This is a genomic window from Leisingera sp. NJS204 (assembly GCF_004123675.1).
Lineage (GTDB): Bacteria > Pseudomonadota > Alphaproteobacteria > Rhodobacterales > Rhodobacteraceae > Leisingera.
In genome coordinates this window covers 267,501-293,185 of the sequence record NZ_CP035417.1, presented here as the reverse complement: position 1 = coordinate 293,185, position 25,685 = coordinate 267,501, and the positions used below count along the sequence as shown (strand labels likewise).

Genomic DNA, 25,685 nt, shown 5'->3' with positions numbered 1-25,685 from the left:
GTCATCCCAGGAGGCTGCGCGTGAAGCTGGCAGAACGGGATTTTGCGCCTAAGAAAATCGACATGAAATGCCGTTTGATTTGCGGGTGTCGCAAGCTGCATGTAGTGCGGCCGTTGCGCAGAAAATCGACCCGGTCGGGGCCCCGGCTGACGGCCAGATAACGGTCGCCGGGCGCAACATTTTGAAAACAGGCGGCAAGCTTGGCTTCCGGTGGTGGCGGATTGCCCATTCGGCGCATTTCACGCAGGGTGGCCCCGGTCAGATCCGCCTGGCTGATACTGCGCTGATAGGTCAGTTCGATGCCAAAGTCCTGCGACCAGTCCAGCGGGGCGGCATCACTGGTGAACAGCCGAGCCTGATAAACCGGCAGGCCCAGCAGGCGGAAAGTCGCGGCGCCGCGCTCCTTGGCGCCCGGCAGCAGGGCTTGAAGCTGACTGGCGGCCCCGGCTGCCGGCAGTGCCAGCAGGCAAAGCAGGATGACCGGCCTAAGCATGTGCCAACTCCACTTGCACCACATTGGTGTGGCCGACGGCAAAAGATGCTGCGCAAATCTCAAGGTAATACTGCCAATTACGGAAAAAGGCCTCGCCATAGCCCAATTCCGTAATGCGGCGTTTCTGATCCGCAAGGCGCTGCGCCCAGATGCGGCAGGTCTTGCCGTAGTCCTGACCGAACGCAAAACTTTCCCTGACCTGCAGCCCCGCAGCGTCTGCCTGCTGCGTGATCACCTGATCTGACAGCAGCATACCGCCTGGAAATACATACTGGCGGATGTAGTCCGAGGAGCTGCGGTAGGTCTGAAAGAAATCGTCCTGCACGGTGATGGCCTGCAACAGCACCCGGCCACCCTCGGCCAGATTGCTTTTGAGCTTGGCAAAATAGTTGGGCCAGTAGCGCTCACCGACTGCCTCGATCATCTCGATCGAGACGATGTTATCGTATTTCCCTTCGATGTCGCGGTAATCGCGCAGCTGAATATCAGCGCGCCCGTCCAGACGGCTTTCGGCATAGCTGTGCTGGTTGCGGGAAATGGTGACACCGGTCACGTCACGGCCTTCAGCACTGGCCTGTTCGGCAAACCCGCCCCAGCCGCAGCCGATTTCCAGCACCCGTTCACTGGTTCCCAGCCGTGACAATATACGGTCGTTCTTGCGGGTCTGCGCCTTGGCAAGGTCGCCGCACCCGTCACCAAACAGGCCGGAGGAATAGGTCATGCCGTCGTCGAGCCAAAGCTGATAGAATTCGTTGCCGACGTCATAATGCGCGCGGATGTTCCTGCGAGCACCGCGTTTGGAGTTCGCGCGCAGCAGCGTGTCGACGATGCGGAACTTTGCCCGGTTCAGCGGGTTGGCCTGGTCATAACTGCCAAGATGGTCCCGGTTCTGCATGGCCAGCTGCATCACCCCTTCGACCGACGGCGTGTCCCAAAGGCCCTGCACATATGCCTCGCCCAGGCCGACCTGGCCATGCGCCGCCATGGCAGAGACCGCGGCCCAATCATGGATCTGCATTTCCGCCGCTGCCCCCCGGTCGCCGAATTCATAGCGCGCTCCGTCCGGTGTGCGCAGTGTCAGGCGCCCTTCACGCAGACGCGCGCAAGCTGAGAGGAATTGTGCCTGCAGGGCTTTGTCTGTGAATGCCATGTTCTGCTCCTTTGGATGGGTGTGCGGCGGGGGAATTCATCATGCGGACAATCCGCATGGCGCTGGCGATGCCGTCTTCGTGAAAACCGTGCCGGTTGTAGGCGCCGGCAAACCAAGTGCGGTTCTGGCCTTGCATGGCCCGGAGCTCACGCTGCGCCCGCAGCGCGGCCTTGTCGAAAACCGGGTGGGCAAACTCTGTCTCGTCATAGATTTTGCTTGCTGGAATGGGCTGAGACGGGTTCAGCGTTACGAAGAGCGGATCGCTCTCGGGAATGTTCTGCAACCGGTTCATCCAATAGGTCACCCCGACGCTGCCATCCTGGCTGCGGTAAGCCCAGCTTGACCAGCAAGTGCGCCGTCGCGGCATCTGCCCCTCATCGCAATGCAGCACTGCCTTGTTCGGTTGATACCGGATTGCGCCGAGTGCGGCGGCCTCAGCAGGCGTTGCATCGGCGCCCAGTATGGCCAGCGCCTGATCCGAGTGGCAGGCAAAAATCACCTCGTCAAAGGTGCCCCCCTCCTGCCCATCCATCTGCAGTGTAACACCAGCGTCATTACGTGTTGCTTTGTGAACGGGTGTCCCGGTCCGAATCTGGCATCCGCGGGCAATCAGCGCGGCCTCCAAACGGCGGACGTATTCAATGCTGCCACCTTTGACCGTCCACCACTGATGCTTGCCAGTTCCGGCAAGCAACGCGTGGTTGCGAAAAAACTGCACCAGTGACTTCGCCGGGAAGGCATCTACATCGCTGACCGGCGTGGACCAGATCGCTCCACACATCGGCATCAGGTAATTGTCGCGGAACCATTGCCCAAGGGCCAGCTCATCCACCAGTTCGCCTATGGTCTTGTCATCACTTACCGCTGCTGCCTCGGCCTGTTTGCCAAAGCGAATGATGTCAGCAATCATTTTATGGAACTGGGGCCGGAGTAGGTTGCTTTTCTGCGCAGTGAGCATGCGCAGACTATTCAGCCCGTATTCCAGCCTGCCATTGTCGATGCTGGCGCAAAAACTCATTTCGCTTTTCATCACTGGCACGTCCAGTTCGCGGAACAGTTTGGTGAGATAAGGGTAGGTTGCATAGTTGAACACGATAAAGCCGGTGTCGACCGGCTGGTCCCCGTTCCTGCCTGCCAGAACCGTGCGGGCATGGCCGCCAAGACGGGGGGCGGCCTCAAACAGTGTGATGTCGTGATTGGCTGATAGGAAGTAGGCTGCGGACAGGCCGGAGATGCCGCCTCCGACAATCGCGATCCTGCGCCGCGGCCCCTGCGTCTGATCCAGCATATGCAGCTTTCCTTCCTGTTGTTTGAGCATGTTACGGCTCTCAAAGGGGGGCGGATCACTGCGGCAAGGTTTTTTCTTGTGATGTGATCCGAAGTGGTTCCGCAGGCGTAGAAGAAGAATGATTGAGCATGTGCCCGCCCAGACCTATCACGCCCGCAGCGGTGGCCTAAAAAATGCGTTTCGGTACGGAGTGGACTATATTCTGACCGATTTGACCGAAGGAGCACCGCCCTTGCTGTCACGCAATCGGTTCAATCTGTTTTCTATCTTTGACCGCCACCATGGCGGCCCGCGCGGGGCAGGCAGCGGAGTTGCCTGGTTCCGAGATCAATTGCAGCAGCGCAGCTTTCCAGTTGAAGATGCACAACTGTTGCTACTGACCCAGCCGAGCTTTCTGTGGTTCCACTTTAACCCGGTAAGCTTCTGGATCGCTGTCAGGGACGGAACGCCAAGAGCCTTCATTGCTGAAGTAAACAACACCTTCGGCCATCGCCATTGTTACTTTGCAGCGCACCCGGATTATCGGCCTATCCGCCAGGATGAGGTGATCGAGGCTGAAAAGCTGATGCATGTGTCTCCATTTCAGCAGGTCGCCGGCAGCTACCAGTTCCACTTCGGGATGACGGACCACGCCTTCAATATCCGGATTTCCTACAGGAACGGCGAACAGGGCGTGCTGGCAACGCTGAACGGGTTGCGCCGCCCGGCCTCCACAATCTCACTGGCTGGAGCCGCGCTGCGCAGGCCCTTTGGTGCGCTGCGAGTGGTGGCCCTGATCTATTGGCAGGCGCTGAAACTCTGGGCCAAACGGGCGCCGTTTCTGAGAAAATCAGCACCGCCGGAACCGCTCATATCCGACAGCTCTACCTATTCTGGACGCAAGGCATGAACAGCTTTCATGGCAAGACCGTCTGGCTGGTGGGCGCAAGCCACGGGCTGGGGCGTGAGATCGCGCGGCAGTTGGACCGAGAGGGCGCCCGGCTGGTCCTGTCAGCCCGTTCAGCAGCTGCCCTGCAAGATCTGGCCCGTGAGCTGACCCAGGCAAAACCGCTGCCAATGGATGTAACGGATATGGGGTCGGTCGCCCAGGTTGCACGGCTGGCAGGCACAGTGGATATGGTCATCTACAACGCCGGCGCCTATGAACCGATGCGCACTCAGGATTGGGACACAGGCGCCGCCCTGAAGATGAGCGACGTGAACTACAACGGTGCTGTCAGGGTTTTGGGGCAAGTCTTGCCGGATTTCGTCAAAGCGGGCCGCGGCGACATCGCATTGATCGGCTCGCTGGCCGGATACCGAGGCCTGCCTGCCGCCATCGGCTATGGCGCCAGCAAGGCTGCGCTGATCAGCCTGGCTGAAACTATGCGGCATGACCTAACAGGGTCCGGCGTAACGGTCCGCATCATAAACCCGGGATTTATCAAGACCCGACTGACAGACAAGAATAGCTTTGCCATGCCGCAGATCATGCCCCCGGAGCTGGCGGCGGGGCATGTTGTGGCAGCGCTGCAATCTCGCCGCTTCCGGACAGATTTCCCGCGCCCGTTTTCTTGGGCGATCAAGCTGCTGCACCTGCTGCCTGACTGGCTGGTTTACCGCAGCAAATAAGGCTCGTCTTAGATTCTGAACAACGGTTGCAGCAAGCGCGGCATGAATGCATTGAACCGCAACGGGGCATCTGTGGCAGCAAGACAGACACAGGCGGCGCCAGCATCTGCCACCGGAGTATGCTCCAGATCCTCATCGCCGATCTCAACATCGCCAACACCAAACCTACCTGTCTCGTCGCTGAAACTCCCTTGCAGCACCAGCGTCAGTTCCAAGCCATTGTGAGTGTGGTCAGGCACCGCCTGACCTGCCGGAATATAGAGCAGCCGGGCTGAACCGCCGTTTCCTTCGTACAGGATGTTCTGCTTTACGCCCATGCCCAGGGTCCGCCAGCGCGGGGTGCCGCCCTTCAAGGCCTGCATCACAGGACCAGGGTAAATCCCACTGGCATCATAGACCGGCTCCGGCAATGCAGGCTCATCCAGCTTCGCCATAACGCGGGCCTTCATTCCAGGCGACAGCTCTTCACCTTTCGTGGTTTCCAGCAAGACGCCGCCAGCGCTTTGATGCGCGCCAAGCGCTGCCTGACAATCGCGGCAATAGGACAAGTGGCTGGCCACCACCATGGAAAAAGCATGTGGCAGACTGCCGGCTGCGTAGGCCGCGATGATTGCGTCGGGGATATGATGGGTGATTGCAGGCATTTCAGCGCAATCCTTTTAGTTCTTTGCGCAGCCGCTCCAATCCGAGGCGAATGCGCGATTTAACGGTTCCAAGCCGCAGGCCGGTCTGGCTGCTGATCTCCTGATGGGTCAGCTCGCCGATATAGGCTTTTTCGATCATCTCTTTCTGATCCGGCTGCAACTTCTGGATTGCCAGCTTCAACCGCTCTGCTTCTTGCTCCAGGCCAAGCATCTGGCTGGCATCCGGTTCCAATCCTGGGTCCGCGCCCAGCTCATCCGGAACCGGACGGTGTTCCTTACGAACAATATCGATATGGCGGTTACGCGTGATCTGATAAATCCAGGCCGAGGCCTGTGCCTTATGCGGATCAAACTGCGCCGCCTTGCGCCAGATGGTGAGCATGACATCCTGCACGATTTCCTCAGCCAGCGCGGAGCTGGCGCCGGAGCGAATGACAAATCCTTTCAACCGCGGTGCCAAATGGTCAAACAGCGCAGCAAAGGCAGCACGGTCCCGCTGGTCGCGAACCGCTAGCAGCCAGATTGTCAGCTCAGAATGGGCCTTGCCGTTTGACACTGCTGCTGTGCCCCTTGGGGATTCCCTGCGCAGTTTTTTTCTGCCGGGTGGACTGTGCAAATTTATTGTCACCATAACGTGGATACGGTCACTTTAGAAACTTGGATCATGCCCGACAGCACAATTAGTTCCTTAACAGCCCGCAGTAAGTCTTTTGGGGTTGGTCAGCACTGCCCTTCTTCTCGCCAAAAACTAGGTCATGTTGACAAATGGCGAAACCAGAGACAGATTGACGTGATGTCGTTGGTCGACATGCTGCGGCAGCAAACTGTGACGTTCAAGGCAGTAGCGGTTGGGGGCTCTCTGCCGACTTGCGGCGATGCGGCGGCAGGGTTGCAGCGAAACTTCGCCAGGACGCTTCCGCCAGACGACGCCAGGCAGCCCTAAGCTGCCGGTCGTGCTAGGCCCGGCGCTGGTTTCGCCGCAGGTGCGAAGGTCTGAGGCCAAATTCCCGGAAGCGGACCCTCGGCAGGGCTAAAGCGCCTCATGTGATGCTGCGGGATGCACCGGGGGTAGCGGAGCGCAGGAAGCGCCCTTTGCAAACTCGGCCGTTTGACGCAACCGACCGAGGATTTTCGCTGCGGCGCAGCCCGTCGTTTCTGCCGTTCGCTGCGACAGCGAGCTTCTGAACCCGGTGAATTCACACAGTGCGGGACTTTTCAGACTTTCGCTGCGAGTTCTCAAATGACTGCTATTTGCACATTGCGTCCGAGATGGAACGTGTCTTCTGCGGAAGGCGACCGTCGCAGATGACAGGTCGTCGATGTCTCGGTCAGATAACGCTCCGCTTAATTTTACTTCAGTGGCGTCAGGTGACTTCGAACAACGCTGCGGCCCCCATGCCTCCGCCGACACACATGGACGTAACCACGTATTTTTCGCCACGACGCTTGCCCTCAAGCAAAGCATGCCCGACTAGTCTCGCGCCTGTCATGCCGTAGGGGTGGCCAATCGATATAGCACCGCCGTTCACGTTGTAGAGCTCGGGATCAATGCCAAGATGGTCGCGGCAATAGAGCGCCTGGCAAGCGAATGCCTCGTTCAACTCCCAAAGCCCGATGTCATCGATACCGAGACCTGCATTCTTTAGCAATTTCGGTATGGCATGGATTGGGCCGATCCCCATCTCTTCCGGTGCATTGCCTGCGACTGCCATGCCGCGATAGATGCCAAGGGGTGTAAGGCCATGCTGGTCAGCAATTTTCCGTTCCATCAGGACACAGGCCGAGGCCCCGTCGGAAAGCTGGCTTGCATTGCCGGCTGTGATGACGCCCCTTTCCAAAACAGGATTCAATCGGCCAAGTGTTTCGGCTGTCGTGCCTGGCCGGTTGCCTTCATCCTTGGACAAAGTCACCTCTTCCAGGGTCTCCTCCCCGGTTTCGCGGTTCCTGACCCGCTTGGTGGCGGTGATCGGGACAATCTCGTCGTCAAAGGCGCCAGCGGCTTGTGCCCGTGCAGTCCGCTTTTGCGAAAGTGCTGCGTATTCATCCTGAGCGTCGCGGCTTATCCCATATACCCGGGCCACATTCTCAGCCGTCATCAGCATCGGCATATAGGCATGTTCGCACTGGGCGGTAACGCTTGGGTCCTTCTCATCACCTGCCCACTTCAGATAGGCATTCTGCACCGCGGAAATATTCTCCTGCCCGCCTGCAACCGCAACGTTCTGCCGATCCACGATGATCTGTTTTGCGGCCGTCGCAATGGCCATTAATCCCGATGAACATTGCCTGTCTATCGTCTGACCTGACACAGTGACAGGAAGTCCAGCCGCCAGCGCGGATAAGCGGCCGACATTCAGCCCTCCTGTTCCGGCAGTCAGGACCGATCCGATCACAACATCTTCGATCAATCCGGGGTCCACTCCTGCACGTTCAACCGCGTGCTGAATGGCGTGCCCCATCATGGTTGGGGATTTGATGTTGTTCAGCGCACCCTTGAAGGCAACCCCAATAGGGGTTCGTGCGGTAGAGACGATAACGGCTTCTCTCATGATGTTCCCTTTTTGGCCTCAAAGTGCTCTGCAAGTGTCACGCCCGTGTTTGCGAGTTCCTCCAGCAAAGGCGCGGGTGTGAACCACATCTCGCCATAGGCGCCCAGCGATTGCCGGTAGTGGTTCATGCGGTCCAGAATGCGGGGCAATCCGACTTCATCGGCATAGTGCATTGGGCCGCCGCGCCAGTCGGGAAAGCCATAGCCGTTGACCCAGATCAGGTCGCAGTCCCCAGGGCGCGTTGCCATGCCTTCTTCAAGGATCAGAAAGCCCTCGTTGATCAAGGGATACAGACACCGCTCAAGGATTTCCTGATCGTCGATTTGTCGGTGCGCTACACCATGCCGTGTGGCCAGCTCTTTGCTGATTTGAACAACCTCGGGATCTTCAACCCGTGTCCGGCCCTCGTAGATATAGCTGCCTCGCCCGGTCTTCTGACCCAGTCGTCCCAATTCAAAAAGCCTGTCCTGGACTGCCTGGTATGCCGGATCATGCGCAATTTCACTTCGCCGCTCCTGACGCACGCGGGCGCCCACATCGATCCCAGCCAGATCTGCCATCGCATGAATGCCCATGGCCATGCCGAAACCTTCAAGGACGTCATCTACCTGTTTCGGCGCCGCCCCCTCAAGCAGCAGCCGGGACCCTTCGCGGAAGTATGGCTCCAGCATCCGGTTCCCGACAAAGCCGTAGCAAACGCCCACCGTGACAGGGAGCTTTCGAATCTTCTTTGCGACTGTGATTGCCGTCGCAATGACATCGGGTGCGGTCTTGGCGCCGCGCACCACTTCCAGCAAGCGCATGACATTGGCCGGGCTGAAGAAATGGAGACCAATCGCATCCTCCGGACGGGACGTGACCGCGGCTATTTCATCAAGATCCAACGTCGATGTGTTTGAGGCCAGTATCGCGCCAGGTTTTGCGTGCCGGTCTAACGCTTCGAAAATCTGGCGTTTGACATTCATGCTTTCAAACGCTGCTTCGATGATCAGGTCGGCATCTGCGAGGTCTGCATAGCTGAGCGTCCCTGTGGCGTTGGATGCAAAAGCCTCTGCCTGATCGGGACTGAACCGTCCCTTGTCAGCTGCACGCTGGAAGTGCTTTGAAACCTGATCCAGCCCCTGTTCCAGCGCCCCTTGTGTAGTTTCCAAAAGTGTGACCGGATACCCCGCCTGAAGAAAGGCGATGGCGATGCCGCGCCCCATTGTTCCCGCGCCGATCACGGCGACCGATGCAATGTCACGTGGCAGCTGCCCGCGTGAAACGCCGGGAACCTTGGTGCATTCACGCTCTGCAAAGAACAGATGGCGGCCCGCGCGCGATTGAGGTGTGCCGAGCAATTCGGCAAATCCTGCCTTTTCCTGTGCAAGCCCCTGGGCCAGCGGCAATTCGCAGGCGGCCTGAAGCGATTTTAGGCATCGTTCAGGGGCGACAAGGTTTTTGGACCTTGGCGCGATCTCGGTCCGGAAACCCGCGAGAAAACCCTTCGGATCAGGGTGTGCGACGGTCATATCCGCGCAACTGCGCTTCGGATCCCCCTCACGCGCAATCCTGGTGGCGAACTCTATAGCATGTGCGCGAAAATCCTGGCCGCTCTCGAAAAGTGCGTCGACCAGCACGCAGGACAGAGCAAAATCGCCTTTCACAGGGTCACCGGAAAGGATCATCCGTGTCGCCACTTCCAGCCCGGCAACCCGTGGCAGTCGTTGAGTCCCACCTGCACCGGGCAGCAGCCCCAGTTTGATTTCGGGCAGGCCCATCAATGCCTCCGGCGCGGCAACACGGTAGTCACAGGCAAGTGCGATCTCCAGTGCGCCCCCCATCGCAGGGCCTGCAATAGCCGCGACAACAGGTTTCCTGCTGGTTTCAATTGTTACGCACAGGTCTGGCAGATCCGGTTTGTCCCAGACCGCCCCTGTACGGAACTCGGCGATGTCAGCGCCGCCGCAAAAAAGCGGCAATGCCGAACATAAAACAATAGCTTTGACCTGCTCGTCAGCTTCCAACTCATGAACGGCCGAAGAGAGCGCTTGCCGCATCTTCAGGCCAAGTGCGTTCACTGGTGGGGCGTTCAGCTCGATGACTGCAACGCTGCCGCTGCGTTCTATAGAAAACATTTTGGGAGACCTCAGATGGACTTTTGGGCAAGACCTTGTTCGATCTCGGCCCAGTCGTTGAAGGGGATGACATTGCAGCGCGAACTCACGTTCTCAAGCCAGACAAAGACCGAGATGAACGGCAGATCATAAACCCGGGTGGCATGGGGCTCGCCTGCGGCGTTCCAGATAAGCGACCCGGCAGCATAGTCCTGCCATTCGCCGGATCTGAACCGCCAGCCGGATCTCTCGGACAGGTTCAGATAAAGCTCAGGCGCGTCGTGGTTATGGTCGCGGTACAACGTCCGCGGACCCAGCATAAAGATACCCAGGCTGAAGTCAGGATGGTGATGCCCGCAGGCATCGGCGCCAATCAGCAAGGAATGCAGGTTGCACTTAATATACCCCTCCCCCAGGTCGGCGCCGGGCGGATAGAACTGCGCGTTGTCCTCGCGCCAGACCAGGTCATCCTTAGCCGCAGACAGGCATTTTGCGATTTCAAGCAGTTTGGGCTCGGTGATGCCGGCGATGGCTTGAATCAGCATCTGATCATGACGGGTTCCCTGGGGAGGGACATCACGCTGCCGCCTGCAGGAAAGATCCATGGCTGCAAGCTTGTCCAGCGTCAGATCAACACCGGGCGCATCGCTGCGGTGGGTCTCCAAATACGCGACAATGGCTCGGATGAGGGCCTGAATACGGTGCTGCTTGTCTGTCATGATTTGAATTAGTCTCGATGTGATCTGACACCGCCCCCATTTTTTCAAATTGGATTGGGGGCGGTGGTTCCCTTGAAGGGAGATGGTTGTCCGTTTTGATGGTGGTGCCAACCAAACCATCGAAACGAGGAAACCACGATGTTGAATACTACCGACAAGATCATCAAACACAAAACCGGCCTGCTGAATCTGGCCGAGGAACTGGGGAATGTCTCGAAAGCCTGTCAGGTGATGGGCTATAGCCGGGATACTTTCTATCGCTACAAGTCAGCCGTTGAAGAAGGCGGCGTGGAAGCGCTGTTTGAGCGCACCCGGCGCAAGCCCAATCTGGCAAACCGGGTGGACGACGCGACCGAGCAGGCCGTCATCAAATCCGCCACTGATTTCCCGGCCTACGGTCAGGCCCGCACTTCGAACGAGTTGCGTAAGCTGGGTGTCTTCGTCTCACCCTCGGGTGTCCGGTCGATCTGGCTGCGGCACGATCTGGCGAACTTCAAGGCCCGGCTGAGGGCGTTGGAAGCCAAGGTGGCCGAGGACGGCATGATCCTGACCGAGGCCCAGGTGCAGGCGCTGGAGAAGAAGAAGCTCGACGATGAAGCCTGCGGCGAGGTGGAAACAGCCCATCCCGGCTATCTGGGATCACAGGACACGTTTTATGTCGGCACCCTCAAGGGCGTCGGGCGGGTCTATCAGCAGACTTACGTGGACACCTATTGCAAGGTGGCGCATGCCAAGCTCTACACCACCAAAACACCGATCACCGCAGCCGACCTGCTCAATGACCGAGTGCTGCCATTCCATGACGAGCACGACCTGCCGGTGCTGCGGATCATGACAGTCGCGGGACGGAATACTGCGGGCGCGTCGACAAACACGATTTCCAGCTCTTCCTGGCGATCAACGATATCGACCACACCAAAACCAAGGTGAAATCACCGCAGACCAATGGCATCTGCGAACGGTTTCACAAGACGGTGTTGCAGGAGTTTTATCAGGTCGCGTTCCGCAAGAAGCTCTACGACAGCATCGAAGCCTTGCAGGCCGATCTGGACGAATGGCTGCACCACTACAACCACGAGCGCACTCATCAGGGCAAAATGTGTTGCGGCAGAACGCCGTTTCAGACCATGATCGAGGGCAAAGAAATCTGGAAGGAAAAGTTCCTGAACCAAACTTGACCTGACAGACGCCGCCGGAAAAACGGCCAACTGTCAGATCACATCGGAACCACTACACATGATTTCACATCCGTGCCTGTAGAAATCTCTTGCCGTAAGAGCTTCTTGTCGAGCTTGCCAACACTGGTCCTGGGAAGCCGGTCGATAAAGAATATTCGGTCTGGCACCGCCCACTTCGACAGGTCCCCCATGTCAGCGCGCGACTGGAATTCTTCCAGGATGACTCGGCGCACCTGATCCGGTTCGGCATTCTTTGCAAGCTGAGCAACCAGCACCGGCCTTTCGCCCCACTTGGCATGTGGCAGGCCAATCGCGGCCACGTCTTCGACGCCGGAACAAGCGGAGGCTATGTTTTCCAATGCCAGTGACGAAATCCATTCGCCGCCGGTTTTGATCACATCCTTGAGCCGGTCAGTGATCTGCAACGATCCATCCTCACGGATATAGCCAACATCCCCGGTGTGCAGATACCCGCCAGCCCACAGTTCGTCAGAGGCTTGCTCGTTACCGTAATAACCCTGGGTCATCCGCGACCCTCAGTTTCACCAGATCACAGCCACGCAGCTTGCTGTCGATGGCCAGGTTGAACAGGGCAAGATCCCTGTGGTTCCGGGCGATCTCCAAACGGACGCGAATGGCCCAGACGTGTTTTGGCAGGAGCGGCCGCTTCTGACCGACAACGCGCCCCTTGTTCCAGGCTGGGCGGCACGCGCGAATGGCGGGTAAATTGGCAATGGGCATGATAGGCTCTCCGATCCGCCACGCCCTTCCACCACACCAACCCGACGTTGGTGCATAATTCTAACATGCTATTTCGGCAGCGCGGCGAATTGCGGTTAGGTCAACCGAGCGATGAAATGGGGAATTCTCGGGCCGAGAGCGAAGCTTCGAAGGTATTGCCCGTGCCTGGATGAACGTCCGCAATGGATGAATTGGCTGACAAGCCTCGCGCCTGCAGCATCCAGCACCGCGTGCCTCATTCGCATGTCCGCTCCGGGCTGCCTATCGTCATTCGCGCCTGGCGCGGCGAACGCCCGGTCGGAGCCCAACCTGTACCTTGGGTGTTTTCGCTGCGCGCGCTCGCAGCAGCAAAATCGCCGCGACTGCATCTTTTTCGGCGCCGCTGCGCGGCGTGAAAACCAGCCGTTCGAGCATGCTCCAGCGAGACCTGCCACCCGAATTCACATGTCTCGGGCAAAGCGTGGGTAAGCCTCCTTGGTCAAGTCAAGGTGTCCGGTCTAAACGGGGGCCAGTTCACACTCCGCTGGAAAGGGCGAAGCTAGATACTGCCAAAATCTCGCTGCAGGAGGTGCGGCAGCGCAAGGTCTCCGGCAGACAGATTTACGGATTCACCGATTTTCATCACGACAGCTTTTTCTGCCCCCAGGCCCTGCCTTTCAGCGGCCTGCCGAAACTTCGTTGGAGCATCAAACGGGTTCTCGGGCGTCAACGCAATTGTCCCCCAATGCATGCCGATTGCGGTTCGCGCACCAACTCTCTTTACAAGATCAACAGCTTCTTCTGGCGTGACATGGGCTCCCTTCATCAGTTTGCGCGGCTCATATGCTCCTATCGCCACCAAGGCCAAATCGAAAGGCCCCGCCTTTTTGCCGAGCCCGTCAAAGATAGGGCCGCTCGCCGTATCGCCGGAAAACCAGATACTGCCTTCTTCGGAGTAGATGCCAAAGCTGGCCCACAACGTTTTGTTCTTGTCTCGGAGCCCGCGGCCGGAGTTGTGGATTGCCGGCAATGTGGAGATTCTGAGGGAGCCGGATTGCCACTCCTCCCACCAGTCCTGTTCGATCACCTTTGAATAGCCGCGGCTGGTAAAGAACGTTCCTAAACCCAGTGGCACAATAACCTGGGTGTCGGCCTTGTAAGAGTAGGCCTCAATTGTGGGTGCGTCGAGATGGTCATAGTGGTTGTGGCTGACCAACAGCACATCTGCCTTGGGAAGCTCCGCTCCGGTGATCGGAGCTGCGACAAACCGTTTGGGGCCAAAGCCCGCAGGACCCGCAGTTTCCCCGAGGAAAGGATCTGTCAGTATGACCTTGCCGCCCAGCCTAATGATGAAGGCTGAATGGCCCAGCCAAGTCACACTTGGATTCCGGGCATCCGCCAACTGCCGACGGAATTCGTCAACTCCCAGGACATGATCGCTGGGAATAGGTGTTTTGAAAGAAGAAAGCAGCTGGTTCATGATGAACCTGAGCATCTCTCCGGCGGACCCTTCGCGTGCTGGGCTGCCGGGAGGGTTTCTGAAGCTGCCATTGGCAGTGTGATGGCTGGGTACTGAACTGCTCATGGTCTGGGACTTGTCTTTTGTTTCGTAGGAAGCACATGCGCTTAGCAGCGGGAGAAATCCGGCCGTCAGGAGAGCGAGGCTCTTCAGTTTCATATTCCTTGCCTGAGGCTGCCAGCCCAAGGCCATCCGTTTGATAGGGCGGTCTTTCTTACGATTCATGCTGCGGAAACTGAAAAAGGCAGCGTCCAAAGCCGGGACATTCCTTGGCGATGTGTTGGCCGGTTCTTGGACGGGTTTCCCTCAGGTGTTCAGCTTTTAGTGTTGGCATTGGCACTTGCTGAGATCTTTTCGATCAGCATTTGAACGGCAAGTTCGAACACTTCATCATTTGAAGGGATCGGATTGCCCAAATACCGGGTCAAGTTCGGGTACTCAGCTGGATCAAGCTTTGATTGCTTCTGCCTAACCAGCTCCTTGCCGCGGACCGGATCAGAACCGAACACATGTTCACCAGTTCCAACGCCGATAGCCATGGAAAGCAGAACTTCTCCGAAAATCGGGATTTGCCTTTCCGGGAGTCCGGATTTCTCCAGCGCAAGGTAGATTGCTTCAATTACGTAACTGGCTGCCCTGGCATCAGAGTCAGACAGGTTTGTCACTTCCAGCCCGATCGTTGGAAATACCAGGTAAACACTTCGGACAGACGATGCGATTTCTGTAAGCTGAGTGGCCCAGTCTTCGTCCTCCATGTCCCTGGCAGGCAGCATCCTTGCATAGATCCGGTCCGCCATGGCCTGCAACAATTCATTCTTGCTGCGGAAGTAACGGTAGATCGCCGTGGGATCGGCATTCAAGGCTTTGCCTATTTTCCGGAGGGACAGTTTTTCAAGGCTTCCGACCTCCTCAGCCAGAGCGAGGGCGGTATCCAGAATCAGCTCCGTGCTGAGACTGGTTCCAGCTTTGAAGATCAAGTTTTTGGTTTGGATGGTTGGATTTTCCGAAGTCATGACGCGAATGTGATCGCTTTTGGCGGGAAGTCAAGCTTGTTGTCATCACTGCAAGTCAACAAGTGTTGACAGTATATGGTGATTCAAAATACCGAAGAAGGCATCTTCAAGAAGCTTCTGCCAAGCCGCCCGTTGGCCAGGCGACGGCAAGGCGGTTCCGCCAGAGGGATGACAAAATGACTATCAAGCTGAAACTGAACGGCCAGACGCACATGGTCGAAGCTGAACCGGGAACCCCGCTTCTTTGGGTGATCCGGGACGAACTAAAACTAACCGGAACGAAATTTGGCTGCGGAGTTGCTTCATGCGGTGCCTGCACTGTGCATCTGGATGGTGAGCCGGTCCGCTCTTGCCAGACATACATAGAAGATACTGAGGGCTCGGAAGTCACCACCATCGAGGCCGTCGGCAGCGGAGCCATCGGAGCTGCTGTGCAGCAGGCCTGGCTGGAGCTGGATGTCGTTCAATGCGGCTACTGCCAATCCGGGCAGATCATGTCTGCGGCCGGGCTGCTTGCAGAAACCCCCAAACCTACGGCGGAAGACATCGACGATTACATGTCGGGGAATGCCTGCCGGTGTGCTGCGTACCAGCGTATCCGGGCCGGTATCTTGCGCGCTGCTGAAATTCTGGAGGGCTGAAGATGACCCCGAATACGTCCCGCCGAAACTTTCTGAAGGGGGCTGCGGCTTCCACAGCTGTTCTCTTTGTCGGAGTGAATCCCAGCGGCGGTCTTGCCGCTGCCGAGGCAAGCCAGGCTCAGTTCAATCCATTTGTCAAAGTCGGGTCGGACGGCGTAGTGACAGCGATCGTCAAGCACTATGAGGCCGGTCAGGGCATCAGCACCGGGCTTTCTACTCTGATTGCGGAAGAAATCGGCCTGCGTCTTGATCAGATCGAGTTCGAGTTCGCGCCCTCCAATCCTGAACTTTATGCCAACCTCAGGTTCGAGATTTTCCAAGGCACAGGCAGTTCCACATCCCTCGTCAACTCCTGGGATCAGTACCGCCAGGCCGGCGCGGCAGCCCGTGAGATGCTGATCGCGGCCGCGGCTGCGGCATGGGGAATTGATGCCGCGGAAATCACAATCGACGAGGGGATTGTTAAAGCGGCCGGGCATTCAACGCCCATCGGCGAATTTGTGGCGGCTGCCACGATGCTCCCGGCGCCTGAAAACCCGCGATTGAAAGACCCGGCAGACTACAAGCTGATCGGCTCACCTGCGGCCCGCCGTCTGGATTCCGCAGGCAAAGGCAATGGTCAGGCCAAATTTTCCATGGATGTGCATCTTCCCAACCAAATGGTTGTGCTGATCAAGCGCCCGCCGTCGCGGGGCGGTTTGGCCGTCAGCTTTGACGACAGCGCTGCGCAGGACGTGAAAGGCTACCTGCACACCGCAGTGCTGCCGAACAAGGCGGGCATTGCCGTTTATGCGGAAAACACCTGGGCCGCAATTCAGGCGCGGGAAGCGGTTGAGGCTGAGTGGGATGTTTCCACCGCCGAGACCCGCAGCTCTGATGAGGTTGAAGCCGAAATCCGGGCGGCGCTGGACGCGGAACCTGAGTTCCGGGCAAACAGCACGGATCCGGATGCAGTGGCGGCAGACATCAATGGGGCGGAAAAAACCATTGAGAAGACCTTCTACTTCCCGCTGCTGGCGCACGCCCCGATGGAGCCGTTGAATTGCACCATTGAACAGACCGAAGACGGGGACATCGTGCTCCATGATGGTGCGCAGATGCCGACGGCAACCCATCTGGCCTATCAGGAAATCTTCGGGCTCCCGCAGGAAAAGATCCACATCAAGTCGATGTTCGCAGGCGGTTCCTTTGGTCGCCGGGCAACCCCGACGGCGGACTATCAGGTCGAAGCGGCCATGGCCTTTATCATGACGGACCGGACGCGGCCGGTGAAACTGGTCTGGACGCGCGAGGATGATATCCAGGGCGGCTACTACCGGCCTGCCTTCGGCCACAAGGTGCGGGTCGGACTGGACGCCAATGGCGGCATTGTCGGCTGGCAGCACCAAATTGCCGGTCAATCTGTAATGAAAGGCACCCCGTTCGAGCACCTTGTCGTGCATAACGGCGTGGATCACACTTCCGTGGAAGGGGCTGTTGATACGGCCTACAGCATTCCGGGATTTGCCCTGGGCCTGACAGATACCCAGAAGGCAACATCAGTCTTGTGGTGGCGCTCCATCGGCCACGCCCATACCGCCTACGTGATGGAAACAATGATGGATCTGGCAGCCAAGGCAGCCGGAACCGACCCACTGGAGTACCGGCTGAAGTATCTTGCAGGCGCGGATAACAAGAACCAGCAGAGGAAATCAGCGGTTCTGAAACTGGCCGCTGAAAAGGCCGGCTGGGGCACGGCACCTGCCGGTCATGCGCAGGGGATTTCGGCACATATGTCCTTTGGCACCTTTGTTGCCCTTGTTGCCGAAGTGTCCGGAAATCCGGAAGACGGCGTGAAGATTGAGAAAATCACATGCGCGGTGGATTGCGGCATTGCTGTCAACCCGGACATCGTGGATGCCCAGATCCAAAGCGGCGTCGGTTACGGCATCGGGCACATCATGCGTGATCAGATCACTCTGAGCAGCGGCGAAGTGGACCAGTTCAATTTCCCGGATTACGAGCCGCTGCGCATCGGGGACATCGGCGCCATTGATGTCCACATCATCCCCTCGGCAGAAGCCCCCAGCGGCATCGGCGAACCCGGAACGCCTCCGGCAGGCCCGGCTCTGGCCAATGCCATTGCGGCCCTGGCTGGCACGATGGTCAGCAAACTGCCGATGGCTGAAAACGGCGTGACTTTTGCCTGAATTGCAAACTCATAAAGGAAACGACAAGACTATGAGAATTGATTGGACGCTGCCCGAAAAACGGGCTGGCTTCTGGGGCTTCATCGACACGCTGATCGGCCCAGGAGCGACAAAAGCGGAAAAGAACCTTCAGCTTTATCCGCCGTTCATCTTTGCTGCCGGCGTTGTTGTCTTCGGCCTCTTCCAGAGCGCTGACTGGAATATCTGGCAGTATATTCTGGTTGCTCTGATCGCCGTGGACATGGTCGGCGGATCCATTACCAATTCGACCTCCGCAGCCAAACGCTGGTTCTTCCGCGAGGGCGAAGGCTTCAAGGCTCATATGAGCTTTATTGCGATTCACCTGATCCAGATCACTTTGTTCAGCTGGGCGTTTCTGGGCTTTGATCTGGGCTGGATTGCCATGGTCTATGGTTTCACCCTCGCGTCCTGTGCGGCGATCCTTCTGACGCCTTTATACCTGCAGCGCCCGTTTGCGGCCCTTGTCTACTGCATCGCTCTGCTTCTTTCGCTCTACGTTTTCGAGAATCCCGAGCACCTGGAATGGTTCCTGCCAATCCTGTTCTTCAAGCTTCTGGTCAGCCATACGCTTCGGGAAGAACCCTATCAGCCCTGATGCCTGACCTCGTCTGACCGGGGCCCGAACATGGACAGATTCAGGTTCCGGCCGGAGCCAGGGGGTGCGTGGAACACACGCTTTTCCTCGCCCGCGCCCCCAATTCCTCAACCCTCAAGATTGGAGATGCCATGTCTTTCTCAAACCTCCTCACCGCAACTGCAGCCGCCTTTCTGCTGGCGACCCCTGTCTTTGCAGAAAAAACCTATAAGACCCAGCAGGGCCACACCGAAGTCCGCGTTGCATGGAGCCATGCAGGCGTCTCGATGCAGCATGGTGAGTTCACCAAGGCTGAAGGCACCCTGGTTCTGGATGAAGCCAATATCGAAGGCGCGAGCCTGAACGCGGTCGTGGATGCAACCAGCATCCATTCCGGCGTCGCTGCGCTGGATGATCACATCAAGAATGCCGATTTTCTGGAAGTGGAAACCTACCCGGAAATCACCTTTGAAAGCGCCTCAGTTACCCGCACTGGCGACAAGACTGCTGATATCACCGGTAACCTGACCATGCACGGGGTGACCAAGCACGTGACGCTTCAGGCCACTTTGACCCACATCGGCAAGCACCCGCTGGCGCAGTTCCTGGAGTACTACAAAGGCGACTGGGCCGCGTTTCACGCGCGGACCGAAATCGAGCCCAAGGACTTCGGTGTCGGCATGACCATCCCGGTTGGGACACTGGTCATCGAAATCGATACCGAAATGCAGGCCGTCGAATAGCCGCTTCACAAAAGCTCTGTGCCATTTCCCGCAAAAGAAACGGCACATGTCCACGCAAGACATGCGCCTAGGCGGTGTTGACAAAAGGGATTCACAACGCACCGCAGGCGTGATTCAAGCTGGTATCTTCGATGGAGACCAGCTTGGCACGAGATCTGATGACGGATGAGGAATGGGCGTTTTTTGAACACTTCATCCTCGCTATCCGCGCTGCAAACGGGCGCAAACCGGCCAACCACCGCCTTGTTCTGGATGGGATTTTCTGGATATCCAGAACCGGGTCCCCGTGGCGGGACCTACCTGAGGAGTTCGGCAAATGGTCCAGCGTTTACCGCCAGTTCAGGCGCTGGACCCTGGCAGGGCTTTGGGAGGATATCCTGGATGCCCTGAACCAGAGCAGAGCCGTCCCCGACGCCCTGCAAATGGTTGATAGCACCGTGATCCGCGCGCACCACCAAGCCGCTGGCGCAAAAGGGGGACTCCGGAACAGGGTTTTGGCCGCTCAAGAGGTGGGTTTTCGACCAAGATCCACCTCTGCGTCAACGCGCACGGGTTGCCAATGAGAACCGAGATCACGCCGGGGCAAACGTCAGATTACCTTGGCTTTGATCTTGTCATGGCTGACAACCTGCCCGAGCCGAAAGTGCTGCTGGCAGATCGTGGATATGACGCTGATCGCATTCGGGAAAACATGAACGAGCGCATTATCCAGCCGCAAATCCCGATGCGAAAGACCCGCAAGATGCGTGTTGGAGTGGATCATACGCTTTACCGGCTGCGCAATATGGTCGAACGGTGCTTCAACAAGCTCAAGAACGCGCGCCGTGTCGCAACCCGTTATGACAAAACTGCTGAGAGTTTTCTGGGTTTCATCGACATCACGTCAATCCGCCTATGGTTCCGCCTTTTGTCAACATGACCTAGTTCGAAAAAGGGAGTTTGACGGCGAGGCCATCAAGTGCTGGCTGCGCGAGGTGCCGCGCAAAAATGGTCCAGAGCCGGTCCTGGACCAGTAGATTCGCCCGCCAATCAAGCGGCCCAGCCACCGGATTTGCACAATGTTTTGTGCAAACTCCCGCGGCGCAGACTCCGGTTGGTCCAAAATCCGGATAATTCCCTCCCGGAAAGATTTTGCCCCAAAGCCACGCCGGGGCGGTCCATGCCCGCATCCCTGCCCAGCTCCCTCTGCAGAGGGAAAGTTCCGTATTTCGAGGCCCTTATCCACAATTTCCGTCTCTGCAGGGTTACAACCCGGGTCGATCCAACCCAATCCGGCGCAGTAAACTGGACGTGTCGCGGTTTGATGCCGCTCCTTTGATAGCATTTATTGCAGCAAAGGAGACGAACTATGGGACTGAAACGGACAGAAGAATTCCGGGCCGATGCGGTGCGGATTGCGCTGACGAGCGGGCTGAGCAGGAAGCAAGTGGCCTCTGATTTGGGTGTTGGCCTTTCGACCCTGAACAAGTGGATCACAGCGCATCGCGACACCGAGGTGGTATCCGACAAAGACCTCGACCTTGCCCGAGAGAATGAACGGCTTCGACGGGAGAACCGCATTCTCAAGGAGGAGAGGGAGATCTTAAAAAAGGCAACGCAGTTCTTCGCGGGCCAAAAGCCATGAGGTTCAGGTTCATCGAAGAACACACTGATACCTTCAGCGCCAAGCGGATGTGCAATGTGCTGGATGTCAGTGAGCGCGGTCTACGGGCCTATCGCAGCCGCCCGGCCAGTCAAAGGCAGCGCACTGACATGGTCGTTCTGGCGCATATCAAGGAACAATCTCGCCTCAGCCTGGGCAGTTATGGCCGCCCACGGATGACCGAGGAACTGAAGGAGTTGGGCCTGAACATTGGCCATCGTCGCGTCGGGCGTTTGATGCGTGAGAATGGCATCCGTGTCGAACGATCTAAGAAATACAAGGTGACGACCATTGCCCGGCAGACGATTGCGAAGCAATCAGCCGAGAGGGGGACAGCAACCACGCCTTCAACATCGCACCCAATCTGCTGAACCGGGATTTCTGCGCAGATGCGCCCAATCAGAAATGGGCAGGTGACATAAGTTACGTGTGGACGCGCGAGGGCTGGCTCTACCTGGCGGTGATCCTTGATCTGCATTCCCGGCGGGTGATCGGTTGGGCCATCAGCAATCGGATGAAGCGGGACTTGGCGATCCGGGCGCTGAACATGGCTATAGCCTTCAGATCACCGCCTATGGGCTGCATTCATCATACGGATCGTGGATCGCAATACTGTTCTCATGACTATCAGATAATCCTGCGACAACACGGGTTCAGCGTGTCCCCCTCTCATGCATGTAAACATGCACTGCCGGGGCAGTGGATGAGCGGCAAGGGAAATTGCTACGACAACTCGGCGGTCGAAACGTTCTTCAAAACGATCAAGGCAGAGCTGATCTGGCGAAGGTCGTGGCCAACGCGTAGGGCCGTTGAACTGGCCATCTTCAACTACATCAATGGCTTCTACAATCCGCGACGGCGGCACTCAGCATTGGGCTGGAAAAGCCCCGTCGCATTCGAACGGAAAGTGGCCTAAACGAGCACTTGGAGCGGCACGAAAACGGGACACGTCCAGAGTCACTGCGCGCATTGGTGGAGCGGATCGTGCTGACGCCTGCGGCGGCGGGCGCTGGCCTGGATCTGACGCTGGAGGGGGATCTGGCCGGGCTGTTGCGGCTGGCGTCGGTTGCGGAAGGCCTAAACACGAAGAAGGCCCCGGATGGTAGATCCGAAGCCTTTGATATGTCAGGTTAATTAGTTCTGGTTGCGGGAGCAGGATTTGAACCTGCGACCTTCAGGTTATGAGCCTGACGAGCTACCTGGCTGCTCCATCCCGCGTCAGGTTTTTTTGAGACCGTATTGAGAGATTATTGGATTTTACTAGGTTTGGCGGTGACCTACTCTCCCAGGGCTTGAGCCCAAGTACCATCGGCGCGACAGTGCTTAACTTCCGGGTTCGGGAAGGGACCGGGTGTTTCACTTGTGCTGTAGCCACCAAACCAAGAAAAATCCAATTCCGACGGCCTTGCGAAGCAAGGCTGGCGAGCGGCAGGCAGCGTATTTGCTTCAGCAAATGCGCGAGATGCCGCCCGGTTGCTGTGTCACCGCCGGGTGGCGGCAGGCACGTGCAACTTGCGTCGGTTACAATCAACGTTGTCCAGGTCTTGTATTATGGGATGTGTTTGCTTGTTTGGTTTTGAGTAACACTGTCTGTTACTGGATCAAATCAAGCCTATCGGGCGATTAGTACCGGTCAACTGAATGCATTGCTGCACTTACATCTCCGGCCTATCGGCGTGGTGGTCTTCCACGGCCCTCAGGGATACCTTGTTTTGAGGGGGGCTTCCCGCTTAGATGCCTTCAGCGGTTATCCTGTCCGAACATAGCTACCCTGCACTGCTGCTGGCGCAACAACAGGTCCACCAGTGGTTCGTTCACCCCGGTCCTCTCGTACTAGGGGCAACTCCTCTCAAGTATCCTACACCCACGGCAGATAGGGACCGAACTGTCTCACGACGTTCTAAACCCAGCTCACGTACCTCTTTAAACGGCGAACAGCCGTACCCTTGGGACCTGCTCCAGCCCCAGGATGAGATGAGCCGACATCGAGGTGCCAAACACTGCCGTCGATATGGACTCTTGGGCAGTATCAGCCTGTTATCCCCGGCGTACCTTTTATCCGTTGAGCGATGGCCCTTCCACTCGGGACCACCGGATCACTATGGCCGACTTTCGTCTCTGCTCGACTTGTCAGTCTCGCAGTCAGGCTGGCTTCTGCCATTGCACTCAACGAGCGATTTCCGACCGCTCTGAGCCAACCTTCGCGCGCCTCCGTTACTCTTTAGGAGGCGACCGCCCCAGTCAAACTACCCGCCACGCAGGGTCCCGGATCCGGATAACGGACCGCGGTTAGATATCAAGAGTGCGAAGGGTGGTATCTCAAGGGAGGCTCCACCGCGACTTGCGTCACGGTTTCGATGCCTACCACCTATCCTGCACATCACAATCCTGATACCAGTGCGAAGCTGTAGTAAAGGTGCACGGGGTCTTTCCGTCTAACCGCGGGAAGCCTGCATCTTGACAGGCAATTCAATTTCGCTGAGTCGATGTTGGAGACAGCGGGGAAGTCGTTACGCCATTCGTGCAGGTCGGAACTTACCCGACAAGGAATTTCGCTACCTTAGGACCGTTATAGTTACGGCCGCCGTTTACCTGGGCTTCAATTCGGAGCTCTCACCCCTCCTTTTAACCTTCAGGCACCGGGCAGGCGTCAGACCCTATACGTCGTCTTGCGACTTCGCAGAGCCCTGTGTTTTTAATAAACAGTCGCCACCCCCTGGTTTGTGCCCCCGGATTCCACTTGCGTAGGACCCGGGCCTCCTTCTCGCGAACTTACGGAGGTATTTTGCCGAGTTCCTTCAACATCGTTCTCTCAAGCGCCTTGGTATTCTCTACCTGTCCACCTGTGTCGGTTTAGGGTACGGTCTGATGGAGGGCTATTTCCAGGGACTGATCAGCAGCCCATTCAATCCGATAAGGATGAACTACCTTCACAATCCGTCACATCCTCCTGGCCCACGAATATTAACGTGGTTCCCATCGCCTACGCCTTTCGGCCTCGGCTTAGGGGCCGGCTTACCCTGCTCAGATTAGCTTTAAGCAGGAACCCTTGGACTTTCGGCGAGAGTGTCTCTCACACTCTTTGTCGCTACTCATGTCATCATTCTCACTAGTGATCTCTCCACGGGATCGCTCACGCGCCCGCTTCATCGAAAGCTCCTTGCGTCCAATTCTTCCCGCAGGAAGATAAGGACGCATGGAACTATGTCACACTACGCTCTGCTACCATGCACTATGTGCATCCTCGGCTTCGGCTCATGGCTTGAGCCCCGTTACATCTTCGCCGCAAGACATCTTGATTAGACCAGTGAGCTGTTACGCTATCTTTAAAGGATGGCTGCTTCTAAGCCAACCTCCTGGTTGTTTTGGACGTCTCACCTGCTTTCCCACTTAGCCATGAATTGGGGGCCTTAGCCGGAGGTCAGGGTTGTTTCCCTCTCCACGACGGACGTTAGCATCCGCCGTGTGTCTGCCATCTAGTACTCCCGGGTATTCGGAGTTTGGTTAGGATCAGTAAGCCTGTGGGGCCCCATTACCCATCCAGTGCTCTACCCCCCGGGGTATTCGGATGACGCTCTACCTAAATAGATTTCGCAGAGAACCAGCTATCTCCGAGTTTGATTGGCCTTTCACCCCTAGGCACAGCTCATCCCGATCCTTTTCAACGGATGTGGGTTCGGTCCTCCAGTGCGTGTTACCGCACCTTCAACCTGGCCATGCCTAGATCACTCGGTTTCGGGTCTGATCCCACAAACTCATTCGCCCTATTAAGACTCGCTTTCGCTGCGCCTACACCTAACGGTTTAAGCTTGCTTGTGAGACCAAGTCGATGACCCATTATACAAAAGGTACGCTGTCAGCCCTCAAGGGGCCTCCAACTGATTGTAGGCGTTCGGTTTCAGGTACTGTTTCACTCCCCTCGCCGGGGTGCTTTTCACCTTTCCCTCACGGTACTGGTTCGCTATCGGTCAGTAAGGAGTACTTAGCCTTCGGAGGTGGTCCTCCGATCTTCAGACAGAATTTCACGTGTTCCGCCCTACTTAATACGTCCCTCAGAGCTTAGAATACGGGGCTGTCACCCGCTATGGCCATGCTTCCCAACATGTTCTTCTCACTCATCAGGCTCGGCTGGTCCGCGTTCGCTCGCCGCTACTAACGGAGTCTCTATTGATGTCCTTTCCTCCGGGTACTTAGATGTTTCAGTTCCCCGGGTTTGCTCTTATAAACCTATGTATTCAGTCTATAAGTACCTGGTTAAGCCCATTATAAGCAGCCATCCGGAATGAACCGGCGGCTATTATAACAAACTTTCAGGTGGGTTCCCCCATTCAGAGATCTTGGGATCAAAGCCTATTCCCGGCTCCCCCAAGCTTATCGCAGGGTATCACGTCTTTCATCGCCTCTTACTGCCAAGGCATCCACCAAACGCCCTTCTCGCGCTTGATTTGATCCAGAAAAAGAGAGTGTTCTAAAACACGCTCAGCTGCGGAAGCTGGTAAGAAACCGCAGCATGTTTTCCTGAACCAAAAAGCAAACTATCCCGCTCCCGGCCACAATTGCGACCAGGAACTTATTGCATGATCGTGCGATCATGCGGGTTCAAATCCTTGCGGATATTGAACCGGGTTAGTGTACTTGACTTGGACAACACTGTCTTTTCAATCAGGCAGACTTCAGGACGTCTGAGGAAACATGACGTATTCTGAAGCTCGCATCCCGTCCCGAAGGACAGTCAGCACCTGACTGAGGTCAATCCCACACTCGGGCGACCAACAGTCTTGTTGATTGTATCTCTCTTTACGATGTCAATTTCCGTCCGATTGGACGGTTAAACACTGCACAGTGCTTAACGGTCAAATCGTATCGCCACTCCCAGGGAAGTGGTGGGTCGAGGA

Annotated in this window: 18 protein-coding genes, 2 tRNA genes, 2 rRNA genes and 4 pseudogenes (1 of these 26 only partly in view); 10 read left to right on the top strand and 16 right to left on the bottom strand. The window is 57.3% G+C overall.

What is annotated here, in order from left to right:
- Position 1: 1 nt before the first annotated feature.
- The 3 genes from ETW24_RS01520 to ETW24_RS01510 are packed head-to-tail and all read right to left on the bottom strand — an operon-like array spanning position 2 to position 2,931.
- Complete coding sequence (locus ETW24_RS01520) at positions 2-493, bottom strand: hypothetical protein (protein WP_129369446.1); 492 nt, start codon at positions 491-493, stop codon at positions 2-4.
- Positions 486-1,643, bottom strand: a complete 1,158-nt coding sequence (locus tag ETW24_RS01515; protein WP_129369445.1) for an SAM-dependent methyltransferase — start codon at positions 1,641-1,643, stop codon at positions 486-488. Before ETW24_RS01515 ends, ETW24_RS01520 begins: the two co-directional genes overlap by 8 nt.
- Positions 1,582-2,931: an NAD(P)/FAD-dependent oxidoreductase gene (locus ETW24_RS01510; RefSeq protein WP_129369444.1), complete on the bottom strand. Its 1,350-nt coding sequence runs from the start codon at positions 2,929-2,931 to the stop codon at positions 1,582-1,584. The genes ETW24_RS01515 and ETW24_RS01510 overlap by 62 nt, the downstream gene beginning before the upstream one ends.
- 118 nt (positions 2,932-3,049) lie before the next feature.
- Here ETW24_RS01510 and ETW24_RS01505 point away from each other — a divergent pair, with 118 nt between their 5' ends.
- Together ETW24_RS01505 and ETW24_RS01500 are read left to right on the top strand one after the other, a co-directional pair.
- Positions 3,050-3,820 (top strand): DUF1365 domain-containing protein, encoded by a 771-nt coding sequence (locus tag ETW24_RS01505; RefSeq protein ID WP_129369443.1) that lies wholly within the window; start codon positions 3,050-3,052, stop codon positions 3,818-3,820.
- Entirely contained in the window at positions 3,817-4,542 is a 726-nt protein-coding gene (locus ETW24_RS01500) for an SDR family NAD(P)-dependent oxidoreductase (protein WP_129369442.1), read from the top strand. The genes ETW24_RS01505 and ETW24_RS01500 overlap by 4 nt, the downstream gene beginning before the upstream one ends.
- Positions 4,543-4,550: 8 nt before the next feature.
- Here ETW24_RS01500 and ETW24_RS01495 read toward each other — a convergent pair whose 3' ends face one another.
- The 5 genes from ETW24_RS01495 to ETW24_RS01475 all read right to left on the bottom strand — a co-directional run bounded on the left by ETW24_RS01495 (position 4,551) and on the right by ETW24_RS01475 (position 10,721).
- Positions 4,551-5,186 (bottom strand): ChrR family anti-sigma-E factor, encoded by a 636-nt coding sequence (locus ETW24_RS01495; RefSeq protein WP_129369441.1) that lies wholly within the window; start codon positions 5,184-5,186, stop codon positions 4,551-4,553.
- A gap of 1 nt (position 5,187) precedes the next feature.
- A complete protein-coding gene (locus ETW24_RS01490) occupies positions 5,188-5,817 on the bottom strand; it encodes a sigma-70 family RNA polymerase sigma factor (RefSeq protein WP_129369440.1) in 630 nt (209 codons plus the stop codon).
- 733 nt (positions 5,818-6,550) lie between these two features.
- Entirely contained in the window at positions 6,551-7,735 is a 1,185-nt protein-coding gene (locus ETW24_RS01485; protein ID WP_129369439.1) for an acetyl-CoA C-acyltransferase, read from the bottom strand.
- The gene (locus tag ETW24_RS01480) at positions 7,732-9,795 is read right to left on the bottom strand and encodes a 3-hydroxyacyl-CoA dehydrogenase NAD-binding domain-containing protein (protein WP_254695675.1); all 2,064 of its coding nucleotides are present in this window, start codon (positions 9,793-9,795) and stop codon (positions 7,732-7,734) included. Before ETW24_RS01480 ends, ETW24_RS01485 begins: the two co-directional genes overlap by 4 nt.
- Before the next feature lie 68 nt (positions 9,796-9,863).
- The gene (locus ETW24_RS01475) at positions 9,864-10,721 is read right to left on the bottom strand and encodes a dimethylsulfonioproprionate lyase family protein (protein WP_254695674.1); all 858 of its coding nucleotides are present in this window, start codon (positions 10,719-10,721) and stop codon (positions 9,864-9,866) included.
- Here ETW24_RS01475 and ETW24_RS01470 point away from each other — a divergent pair.
- Positions 10,689-11,728: pseudogene (locus ETW24_RS01470) on the top strand (IS481 family transposase). The gene ETW24_RS01475 and the pseudogene ETW24_RS01470 sit on opposite strands and share 33 nt — an antisense overlap.
- Before the next feature lie 38 nt (positions 11,729-11,766).
- Here ETW24_RS01470 and ETW24_RS01465 read toward each other — a convergent pair.
- The 4 genes and pseudogenes from ETW24_RS01465 to ETW24_RS01450 all read right to left on the bottom strand — a co-directional run bounded on the left by ETW24_RS01465 (position 11,767) and on the right by ETW24_RS01450 (position 14,980).
- A complete protein-coding gene (locus ETW24_RS01465; protein WP_254695673.1) occupies positions 11,767-12,255 on the bottom strand; it encodes an AMP-binding enzyme in 489 nt (162 codons plus the stop codon).
- Positions 12,254-12,469: pseudogene (locus ETW24_RS01460) on the bottom strand (integrase); the annotation flags it as partial. The pseudogene ETW24_RS01460 and the gene ETW24_RS01465, both read right to left, overlap by 2 nt.
- Before the next feature lie 538 nt (positions 12,470-13,007).
- Complete coding sequence (locus tag ETW24_RS01455) at positions 13,008-14,126, bottom strand: MBL fold metallo-hydrolase (RefSeq protein WP_205877325.1); 1,119 nt, start codon at positions 14,124-14,126, stop codon at positions 13,008-13,010.
- A gap of 155 nt (positions 14,127-14,281) precedes the next feature.
- Positions 14,282-14,980 (bottom strand): TetR/AcrR family transcriptional regulator, encoded by a 699-nt coding sequence (locus ETW24_RS01450; protein ID WP_129369436.1) that lies wholly within the window; start codon positions 14,978-14,980, stop codon positions 14,282-14,284.
- 176 nt (positions 14,981-15,156) lie between these two features.
- Between ETW24_RS01450 and ETW24_RS01445 the strand changes: the two genes are divergently transcribed.
- The 7 genes and pseudogenes from ETW24_RS01445 (at position 15,157) to ETW24_RS01415 (ending at position 21,924) form a co-directional block, all read left to right on the top strand.
- Positions 15,157-15,621, top strand: a complete 465-nt coding sequence (locus tag ETW24_RS01445; RefSeq protein ID WP_129369435.1) for a (2Fe-2S)-binding protein — start codon at positions 15,157-15,159, stop codon at positions 15,619-15,621.
- Between the two features lie 2 nt (positions 15,622-15,623).
- On the top strand, positions 15,624-17,810 hold the full coding sequence (locus ETW24_RS01440) for a xanthine dehydrogenase family protein molybdopterin-binding subunit (protein ID WP_129369434.1): 2,187 nt from the start codon (positions 15,624-15,626) through the stop codon (positions 17,808-17,810).
- Positions 17,803-18,426 (top strand): hypothetical protein, encoded by a 624-nt coding sequence (locus ETW24_RS01435; RefSeq protein WP_205877323.1) that lies wholly within the window; start codon positions 17,803-17,805, stop codon positions 18,424-18,426. Before ETW24_RS01440 ends, ETW24_RS01435 begins: the two co-directional genes overlap by 8 nt.
- A gap of 131 nt (positions 18,427-18,557) precedes the next feature.
- Complete coding sequence (locus ETW24_RS01430; protein ID WP_129369433.1) at positions 18,558-19,148, top strand: YceI family protein; 591 nt, start codon at positions 18,558-18,560, stop codon at positions 19,146-19,148.
- Positions 19,149-19,279: 131 nt separating this feature from the next.
- A pseudogene (locus ETW24_RS01425) lies at positions 19,280-20,067 on the top strand (IS5 family transposase).
- 429 nt (positions 20,068-20,496) lie between these two features.
- Positions 20,497-21,706: pseudogene (locus ETW24_RS01420) on the top strand (IS3 family transposase).
- Positions 21,707-21,774: 68 nt separating this feature from the next.
- On the top strand, positions 21,775-21,924 hold the full coding sequence (locus ETW24_RS01415; RefSeq protein ID WP_164982658.1) for a hypothetical protein: 150 nt from the start codon (positions 21,775-21,777) through the stop codon (positions 21,922-21,924).
- Between the two features lie 7 nt (positions 21,925-21,931).
- Here the strand turns inward: ETW24_RS01415 and ETW24_RS01410 are convergent.
- The 4 genes from ETW24_RS01410 to ETW24_RS01395 form a co-directional block, all read right to left on the bottom strand.
- A tRNA-Met gene (locus ETW24_RS01410) sits at positions 21,932-22,008 on the bottom strand.
- A 46-nt stretch (positions 22,009-22,054) separates the two neighbouring features.
- A 5S ribosomal RNA gene (gene rrf, locus ETW24_RS01405) occupies positions 22,055-22,169 on the bottom strand.
- A 223-nt stretch (positions 22,170-22,392) separates the two neighbouring features.
- Positions 22,393-25,236 (bottom strand): 23S ribosomal RNA (locus ETW24_RS01400).
- A 435-nt stretch (positions 25,237-25,671) separates the two neighbouring features.
- Positions 25,672-25,685, bottom strand: a tRNA-Ile gene (locus ETW24_RS01395) (it continues 63 nt past the right edge of the window).

Bases quoted from the DNA above. Each gene is read 5' to 3' on its own strand.
- ETW24_RS01520 (WP_129369446.1), bottom strand. From the start codon at position 493: ATGCTTAGGCCGGTCATCCTGCTTTGCCTGCTGGCACTGCCGGCAGCC.
- ETW24_RS01515 (WP_129369445.1), bottom strand. From the start codon at position 1,643: ATGGCATTCACAGACAAAGCCCTGCAGGCACAATTCCTCTCAGCTTGC.
- ETW24_RS01510 (WP_129369444.1), bottom strand. From the start codon at position 2,931: ATGCTGGATCAGACGCAGGGGCCGCGGCGCAGGATCGCGATTGTCGGA.
- ETW24_RS01505 (WP_129369443.1), top strand. From the start codon at position 3,050: ATGATTGAGCATGTGCCCGCCCAGACCTATCACGCCCGCAGCGGTGGC.
- ETW24_RS01500 (WP_129369442.1), top strand. From the start codon at position 3,817: ATGAACAGCTTTCATGGCAAGACCGTCTGGCTGGTGGGCGCAAGCCAC.
- ETW24_RS01495 (WP_129369441.1), bottom strand. From the start codon at position 5,186: ATGCCTGCAATCACCCATCATATCCCCGACGCAATCATCGCGGCCTAC.
- ETW24_RS01490 (WP_129369440.1), bottom strand. From the start codon at position 5,817: ATGGTGACAATAAATTTGCACAGTCCACCCGGCAGAAAAAAACTGCGC.
- ETW24_RS01485 (WP_129369439.1), bottom strand. From the start codon at position 7,735: ATGAGAGAAGCCGTTATCGTCTCTACCGCACGAACCCCTATTGGGGTT.
- ETW24_RS01465 (WP_254695673.1), bottom strand. From the start codon at position 12,255: ATGACCCAGGGTTATTACGGTAACGAGCAAGCCTCTGACGAACTGTGG.
- ETW24_RS01455 (WP_205877325.1), bottom strand. From the start codon at position 14,126: ATGAAACTGAAGAGCCTCGCTCTCCTGACGGCCGGATTTCTCCCGCTG.
- ETW24_RS01450 (WP_129369436.1), bottom strand. From the start codon at position 14,980: ATGACTTCGGAAAATCCAACCATCCAAACCAAAAACTTGATCTTCAAA.
- ETW24_RS01445 (WP_129369435.1), top strand. From the start codon at position 15,157: ATGACTATCAAGCTGAAACTGAACGGCCAGACGCACATGGTCGAAGCT.
- ETW24_RS01440 (WP_129369434.1), top strand. From the start codon at position 15,624: ATGACCCCGAATACGTCCCGCCGAAACTTTCTGAAGGGGGCTGCGGCT.
- ETW24_RS01430 (WP_129369433.1), top strand. From the start codon at position 18,558: ATGTCTTTCTCAAACCTCCTCACCGCAACTGCAGCCGCCTTTCTGCTG.